Here is a 5,455-nt window from a genome sequence, read left to right as displayed (position 1 = left end):
ACGGTGACCGTGATAGAGCGATTTCGATTTCTTCATCGCATCATCTTACGTGACCGACCCAACAACCTGACAACGCCTTTGATAGGCATGGAAGCCCGCATCTTCGCGCGGCGCCGCATGCGCAAGCGTGGCGATCAGCACTTCTGGCGGACGGCCGAGCGTAAGTTGCCTCGCCGCCAGTCTTGCTGCGAGATCAACCTGTCGCTGCCGGTCGAATGCGTCGAGCAAGGCAGCGCGAATGACCTCTGCATCTACGGGAAGGTCGTCGAGCTGATCGTTGTTCTCGCCCGGGATGCGGGCCGGTGGGACGTTCAGATAACGCGCAAGGTAGAGCGCCATCGCTCCGTGCATGATGGCCCGCACGGCCGTAAGGTAACCGTCGCCCGCGGCCCCGATCCGCCTGAGCATTTGGTGGAGGGCGTTAGCATGGGTGAAGACGTGATGCGCCGTCTCGCAGTCCGCGTGTTCGTTGGCATTGCCAAAGCGGGCCACACGCAGCGCCGCTGCATAGCGAGGGACTGTCCCAGGTCGGCAGGAGCGGCGCCCACGCGGAATCGCCGCCTTCAGCGCATCGACGATCTTCGCCGGCTCGTCTCCAAGCAACTCCCGCGCGAGGGCCGAGTGATTCGACCAGGCTCGCACACCCTGGCGGGCCGCGAAAACCTTGGACATTTCGCCGGCTGCTGCGTCACACAGCGCGACCGGATCGACGGGCTGGCGCCAGGCTGTCGATTCCTCGGCGCCACGGGCGGCCACCATCTGCGCGACGATGGTAGCCAGCGCAGCGGACGCGTGCTCCCAGCCGATCAGATCCAGGCACTCAAACGCCTCGTTGATGAAGTCGAGCGAATGGCGTGTCGGCGAAAGTCCGCTCGGTTCTGGCCGCCAGCAGGGTATCGGCGAGCACAGACGGTGAGAGACCAGCGGCAATCGCCGCCAACACGGTCCGCTCGGCCGCCTCGCGATGGCGCACGTCGGTCCACCGGCGCAGCCAACGTTTGAGCGCGGCTGACTCTGGCCGGCTTGCAAGCGGCGCGCGTCCCCGCCGCGGCGCCTCGCCCTCGCAGTCCGCTGCCACATGACGCGCGCCGTGGAACAGCGCGAGATAGACGTCGTCCTCCCATAGATGGGCAAGAGATTGGCGAGCGCCGTCAGTATGGTGAGACCGACGCCCCAGCCGTCACGGTTTTGCGCCCCGAGCGCCACCTGCCGCACGATATCGGCCAACGGAACATCGGAGACCAGGAAGTTCTCGGCCGGTAAGTTTATGCCGCTGCGACCGCTATCCGGAGCCTACCTCCACAGCTGCGCAGTCGGCGAGACCGACCGCGGGGCGCTACCCAGCGAGCCCGACGTCATATAATCGATCGGCAAAGCGACTAGGGTGGGCGCTAGCCGATTATTGGTTACCGGCTTCGCCCGCAAGCGGAGTAGCAGCCCCCATCTTTAACACCCAAGACACGGTGCCACTGTGAACTTGACCACCGATCAGCCGCTTACTGACGACGAGTTCGCTCGTCTTTCTGACTTTCTCAACGCCAGCGATCTTAATGCGATGAACATCGAAATGCTCGATGGCTACTTTTCAGCGTTGATCTGTGGGCCCGACACGGTCCCGCCGAGCGAGTATCTGCCCCAAATATGGGGAGAAGACTTCGCGTTCGAGAGCGAGGAGCAGGCCGCGGAGATCTTGGGGCTGCTCATGCGCCACTGGAACTCAATCGCGACTGAGTTGCGCCGGACCTTGAACACGCCGAACGTATACCTACCCGTGCTTCTCGAAGGAGAAGATGGCGTCGCGTCCGGTAACGACTGGGCGCATGGTTTCATGCGCGGCGTGGGGACGCGCCCGGCAAGCTGGGGCGAGCTCATTCACGATGAAGATCACGGCGGGCCCATGATACCGATCATGATGCTGCATTATGAGCAGGATCCCGACCCGCAGATGCGACCTCCGCCCATTCCTCCCGAAAAGCGTGAGGAAATACTGCAGACGATGATCGCGGGGCTGACACACATCTACCGCTATTTTGAGCCTCACCGGCGGGCGCTTGCGGCCGTGCCGGAGCACTTTCCTCAGCGCCGGGACGGCCCCAAGGTCGGGCGCAACGAACCGTGTCCGTGTGGCAGTGGCCGCAAGTACAAGCATTGCTGTCTCGCAAACGGGCCGACTCTGCATTGACTAACCACGCAACTAGGGAGAGGGGACATGTCAGAAGGAGCGGACGATTTTCCATTGAATGCTAACGGCCCGGCATACACCTCGTGGCAGGACCGTCATGGCGTGCCGTTGTCGTACGTCGGCGAGAAACTCGGTCGCGCGATCGAAGACTTGCATCGCCACGCGCGACGCTGCCAGGGCGGACGGGACTATTTGCGCGGCGCCATGTACCACCTTCTGGTCGCGTACCTCGGGCTTCACAATATGCTGGGCAAGGCGAACGACCATACCCTGACTGACCGGCTACTTGACGGCAGCAGCGAGAACCTGGGGACATGGCTGCGTCTGGTTGATCGGGAAGGCGACGTCCACGGCCTTGCGGGCCTGGATGACAGCGGCGAGGCGAACTTCGGCGACAGGGGTTGAGTCGATGGACAATCAGTCGCCGACGGACGACAAACTGCCCGCGTATGCGCAATACCAGCTCTACGCCGGTACAGCGACCCGGCAGTTTGAACGCTACAACCGATGGGGGTTAGAGGCATGATCGCGGTCAAGTACGCCGATCTTTCTATGGCCTTCGACTTTGTTAGCGACGCGTCGCCGATGGAGCATAGCGCGTATGTCTCACTCGACACGGGCAAGGTTTATTGGACTTCCGATTTCGACGACGCTTTCGACGAAGATCATCCTGACGACCTGGAGACTTCGGATCGCTACCTCGCCATACCGCATAAGAACGAGCTCGATCTGGGGAAAAGTCTCGCGTTGCGCTTTGTCGCGCAACAGTGCCTGCGCGTTATGAACTGGTCGAAGGGTTTTTCCAACGGCACGGAGCGTATGGGCGCTTCAAGGATCTTCTGGCGCGTGAAGGCGCTCTCGAGCGCTGGTACTCCTTTGAAGCTGCCTCTATCGAAAGCGCGCTGAGGCAATGGTGTGCCGAAAACAGTCTCGAGATCGTTGAGACGTGACCGAGCCCTATTGTCAGGCTGAATGCGAGGACTGCGTCGATTGCGATAACAGACTCGGAGGGGACACTGGCGCGTTTCCGACGGCGTGTCATTCTCGCAGTTCGAACAGGGGTCGCGAGACTGGCTGTTACATCGAGGTGGTAGTGGGCACTCTCGTCCTTACGCCCAGGCGCCTGCCGACCGCGGAGAGAGCCTTAACGCAGCGGCCGAGCAATTTACATAAAGGAATGGTCAGTATTTATGTAGGCATACTATAAATATTAGATCGTAGGCTGAAATCTCGACCTTTCGAAGATAGAAGTGGAACCGCTTAATGTTTCCGCCATCCTCGCTCTGAGGATCGACTCAGGCGAAAGGGGAGACTTCGGACCCTCGGGGCGGTCGGCGGCCTCAAACTTTGGCCACCCCAATGCGATACTGGCTTACGAAAGCGGGCCAGTCGACATGTTGCGCCAGCGGGAGATCGTCGACCACCACGACTTTCGCTCGTGCCCGGTAGAAGAGAGCGATGCATGTCGCGGGGAAATTATTCCGCGAGGGATAAAGCAGACCGTCGAAGGCTGGGATGCCGCTGTTGTCGAGCGCTTCGTGAATCTGCCGAGAGATACGCTGCGTGTGGATGTAACGTCGGCTCGCCAGTTGGCCGAGATTGAGGCCGAACTCCCGCGCCATCACGCCTGGCGCGGTCATGTCAGCCAAGTTCAGTCGCTCGACTACGCCGACAGCACGCACAATGCGTCCACGAATCTCGCTTAGCGTAATGGTACGCGAACGGCTCCGGTGCCATTGGTGCTGATGAAAGACCGATTCCATCAATACTGTCGGAAGGTCGAAGCCGAGGTACAGAACCCCATAGTCACCGGTCGGATCATCGTATCGATTTGCGGAGCTTGTACCAAAATAGAGCGGCGTGGCGGCGTATTCGACTCGGCTGATGTGTTGGAGCAGTTCTCCGGCCGCAATGACGCGGCCTGGCATCGACAAAGTCAAACCGCTTCCTCACCGTGAATACCGACCGCGTTCAGCACAACCTCGACAAGTTGATCGAAGTTGCCTGGCGTCACGGCTTCGATAGGTGAGTGACCACCGAGCGCATCATTTCGAGACGACAGCGCACGATAGAGCGTCCATGAGTCAACCGACGCCGCTCGGGTGAGCGCTTCGCGCGTGAATTTCAGCTTCAGCGGATCAAGCTGCCAGTCGGGCAGTCGCTGACCCCGACGACCCACGTCTAATGAGAGAAGGCGCCGAGGCCGTGCTGACAGATCTTTATAAATCTGTTGGCGCGACTTGTGTGCGAACCGCGCGAACTCCGTCAGCGGAATGTTCCCGGGTGCATCGTATGCGCGCAACAACGCTGCACGTCCGCGCTGCACATCGGTCGCCGACGGCTGCCAGGGTGACTCGGCCCGAAGCGAGCGTGCTTTCGCTCGCAGGTCCGTGGTGAGCCGGAGGGGCGAGGGTGCGGCTTCCGCAAATTTCTCTCGAATCAACGCGTTCAGCTCTGCGATGAAGGCATCCTCGTCATCGATGCGTACGGCGCGTTCGAAACGATGAGCGTCTTCAGCGGTGATTTCAGGGAAATCTATGGCGGGCATTGGCTTGGACATGGTTCGGCCTCGTGCGAGACACATACCAACACTTTGAACGCTTTTGTCGCGTTTGTCAACTTTGTCGCCTTAGCTTGGGCTTCCTGGTCACGCGGCGAACGATCGCAGTTATTGGGCTTGACGACGGTAATGAAAGGCGACGGGTAAAATGGGCCGACTGATTTCAGGCACGCACGATGGGACTCGAACAGCTCGCTGCGCTCAGAAGGCAGTTGAACCGAGGCGAAAGCAGCAAACCGGTTGCTTCACGCTCGACGTCATCGCAAGTGGAAGTCACACGAGAAATCAAGCAGCCGCCGAAGCCTCCGCGAACGTCCGCTAACGCAGCGGCGCGCGCAGTGACCACGCTGCAACGACATTTCCCGCGCGCCTTACCGCGCAGTCCCGCCCCGAAGGTGCCTCTCAAGGTTGGGATTGTTAAGGACGCGCTTGCGCGAGCGGCGTCGCTCGGACTGAGCGAGCGAGACGCTCGTAATGGCGTCAAGCTCTGGAGCCGCGGCCAACGCTACTGGACCTGTCTCATCGAAGGCGATGTGCGCGTAGAACTTAACGCCTTGATGGTCAACCGCGTTGACCGAAAAGAGTGCCCTGCAATCGCAAAGCCCAATTGACATAATAGACGTTATCGTCTTTTAGTTTGTAGGTCCCAAGTTCAAATGTCGCGTTTCTGCCAAATAGAGATGTCGCATTTTGCCGTAGGTTCGTATCCAGAC

Annotated in this window: 7 protein-coding genes; 4 read left to right on the top strand and 3 right to left on the bottom strand. The window is 60.3% G+C overall.

Annotated features, from left to right (window positions below; all coding sequences use genetic code 11):
* Positions 1 to 45: 45 nt before the first annotated feature.
* Positions 46 to 930, bottom strand: a complete 885-nt coding sequence (locus AB6804_RS31505; protein WP_370889786.1) for a hypothetical protein — start codon at positions 928 to 930, stop codon at positions 46 to 48.
* Between the two features lie 541 nt (positions 931 to 1,471).
* Here AB6804_RS31505 and AB6804_RS31500 point away from each other — a divergent pair.
* The 3 genes from AB6804_RS31500 to AB6804_RS31490 all read left to right on the top strand — a co-directional run bounded on the left by AB6804_RS31500 (position 1,472) and on the right by AB6804_RS31490 (position 3,088).
* Positions 1,472 to 2,182 (top strand): UPF0149 family protein, encoded by a 711-nt coding sequence (locus AB6804_RS31500; RefSeq protein ID WP_370889785.1) that lies wholly within the window; start codon positions 1,472 to 1,474, stop codon positions 2,180 to 2,182.
* A 27-nt stretch (positions 2,183 to 2,209) separates the two neighbouring features.
* A complete protein-coding gene (locus AB6804_RS31495) occupies positions 2,210 to 2,587 on the top strand; it encodes a hypothetical protein (protein WP_370889784.1) in 378 nt (125 codons plus the stop codon).
* A 117-nt stretch (positions 2,588 to 2,704) separates the two neighbouring features.
* Positions 2,705 to 3,088 carry a hypothetical protein gene (locus AB6804_RS31490; RefSeq protein ID WP_370889783.1) on the top strand — a complete coding sequence of 128 codons (384 nt, stop codon included), beginning with the start codon at positions 2,705 to 2,707 and terminating at the stop codon, positions 3,086 to 3,088.
* 434 nt (positions 3,089 to 3,522) lie between these two features.
* Here the strand turns inward: AB6804_RS31490 and AB6804_RS31485 are convergent, their stop codons facing one another.
* Positions 3,523 to 4,122: an RES family NAD+ phosphorylase gene (locus AB6804_RS31485; protein ID WP_370889782.1), complete on the bottom strand. Its 600-nt coding sequence runs from the start codon at positions 4,120 to 4,122 to the stop codon at positions 3,523 to 3,525.
* On the bottom strand, positions 4,119 to 4,742 hold the full coding sequence (locus AB6804_RS31480) for an integrase (protein ID WP_370889781.1): 624 nt from the start codon (positions 4,740 to 4,742) through the stop codon (positions 4,119 to 4,121). The genes AB6804_RS31485 and AB6804_RS31480 overlap by 4 nt, the downstream gene beginning before the upstream one ends.
* Positions 4,743 to 4,918: 176 nt before the next feature.
* Here AB6804_RS31480 and AB6804_RS31475 point away from each other — a divergent pair, with 176 nt between their 5' ends.
* Positions 4,919 to 5,353 (top strand): ProQ/FINO family protein, encoded by a 435-nt coding sequence (locus tag AB6804_RS31475; RefSeq protein ID WP_370889780.1) that lies wholly within the window; start codon positions 4,919 to 4,921, stop codon positions 5,351 to 5,353.
* The last annotated feature ends 102 nt before the right edge of the window (positions 5,354 to 5,455 follow it).

This window comes from Caballeronia sp. RCC_10 (assembly GCF_041360715.1).
Lineage (GTDB): Bacteria > Pseudomonadota > Gammaproteobacteria > Burkholderiales > Burkholderiaceae > Caballeronia > Caballeronia grimmiae.
The sequence above is the reverse complement of the archived record's forward strand: the minus strand, read 5'-3'. Positions and strand labels throughout refer to the sequence as shown.